The sequence below is a fragment of the Spiroplasma endosymbiont of Megaselia nigra genome, assembly GCF_003987485.1.
Classification (GTDB): Bacteria; Bacillota_I; Bacilli_A; order Mycoplasmatales; family Mycoplasmataceae; genus Spiroplasma.
This window is the reverse complement of sequence record NZ_RCOO01000237.1, coordinates 1-1,480: the sequence shown is the minus strand read 5'-3', so window position 1 is coordinate 1,480 and position 1,480 is coordinate 1. Positions and strand designations below refer to the sequence as shown.

Genomic DNA, 1,480 nt, shown 5'->3' with positions numbered 1-1,480 from the left:
TGGGCTCTTAAAGCAAATGTTTTAAATCATAATTCTACATCACCTTTAAAGAACTTATTATAACGAACTGGAACTTGTGTAATTTTACCTGTCATTGGAATAAAATTATTATAATTTTCCAAAGTAACATTTTGTCATAATTCATTTAACATTTAATCATCTCCTTATCATTTACTTTTTTTATAATTTATTTTCTTTGATATAAACTTTTTACTATTTAATAGTGTTTTTGTTTTAATTGTTTTGTTTAAATTTTGTTTTGTTCTTAGTTGTTTGTATGTTTGAAATACTAGTCCATTATCCAATAAACTAGTAACCGCACTATCTTCTAGCGTATTTAACAATTTATCTTTATTAAAGTTATTTTTAAATTGTTCTTGCAACTTTAATACCTTAGCAATTATTCGGTATATTTTAAAACTATCTTTTACTATTTGCTGATAAGCAACTGGAGCAAAAGAAACTAAATTAAACAAACTTGTTTTTTTAAATCCTCAACCAATAAACCATTCACTGTTCATATAGAATTTAAACGGTTCAGGAGCCAAAACAAACTGTTCTGCTTTGATTAAAGTTGTCATAACAACAATAGGAGCATATTTGGGATTTTTATAATATATTGTTAAAGCAACTTCACCCGCAACTGATAAAGGAACAATTTTAACTGCTAAAAAAACATCAGAACCATAAGCAAAGGGTAATAATTGGCCCTTTTTAATAGCCTTAGTTTCAAATTTAGAAAATATTTTTTTAGTTTTATCTGTAATTTTACTAATTACTTTTTGTTTAATAGTAATTATTTGTTTTTCAATTGGTGCTAATAATTTTTTAGTTACTTTTTGAATATAAAAATTTGGGTTTAAATGATTTAAAACTTTATTTAATTTAGTTGGTGTTTGATGTAAGATATTTAATAATTTATTATTATATATCTTACTGCCCCGCATTAAATTAGCATTTAATAGTAGATTTTTACCAACACCTTTTTTATGAAGATTAGCCATAATGTTATATCATTCATTAGTATTAATTTTGCTTATTTTATCAATATTTAATCCATACTCAGATAGTCATTTATTAGCGTTTTTTTCATTTATTTGTGGTATTTTTTGAACTAACTTAGGACTTATTTTTTGAATATTTTTCTCAATTTTTAATAAACTATTAATTGTTTCGAAATTATAATCTTTAAACCCTTTATAAAAATCATTGCGGACTAATTTTCCAATTGTATATAACAAAGTTTCATTATTAGCCTTTTTTGTAAAATCAAATATTAATTTATCAGATAAAACCTTTTTACCCGTAACTTGTTTTACAACATCTTCTAAATTATTAGCGGTTATTACACCTAATTTTTCAAGTAATTTAGTTTCTTTTGCTAATTTTAAAATTCTAGTTGTTCGAGCAGCACGCGTTAATTTTCCAATACCACCAATTGCTGGTAACAAATTTAAGGCAGTACTTTTTGCTGTTACTT

The 1,480-nt window shown here is 24.1% G+C and carries 1 protein-coding gene; it reads right to left on the bottom strand.

The window, feature by feature from the left end; genetic code table 4:
* Window positions 1-164: 164 nt before the first annotated feature.
* Window positions 165-1,480, bottom strand: a 1,316-nt coding sequence (locus D9R21_RS07565; RefSeq protein WP_158613965.1) for a hypothetical protein, incomplete at its 5' end; no start/stop codon positions are given.